Origin of the sequence: Streptomyces sp. WM6386, assembly GCF_000972385.1 — a bacterium.
GTDB lineage: Bacteria > Actinomycetota > Actinomycetes > Streptomycetales > Streptomycetaceae > Streptomyces.
On record NZ_JXTE01000731.1, the window covers coordinates 1 to 330 of the forward strand.

Here is a 330-nt window from a genome sequence, read left to right on the forward strand (position 1 = left end):
AACTACGAGGACGACAAGGTGAGGGTTGTCAGCCTGCCGGGGTACAACGGCCCGCTCTGCCGCAAGATCCGCATGCAGGTCGAGTTCTGAAAGCTCGTGTACGGAGTCGCGAGCGGCGCCCGCGGGGAACGCCTCTCCGACGGGACGCAACCCGTCTACTACTTCGACATCCGCCGGGTGAAACGCATCGAGCTCCACGCGGACGCGAGCAGCGAGCAGAAGATCGCCCTACCCACGTCCCTCTACGCGACCGACCGAAGCTCCTGCGAAGGCGCCCTCCTCTCCATCACCGTGGGCAAGCCGCTGACCAGCAAGGAACTGCCCAAGGAG

Annotated in this window: 1 pseudogene; it reads left to right on the forward strand. The window is 65.2% G+C overall.

Annotated features, from left to right (window positions below):
* Positions 1-96: 96 nt before the first annotated feature.
* Positions 97-330, forward strand: a pseudogene (locus TN53_RS43430) (hypothetical protein); the annotation flags it as partial.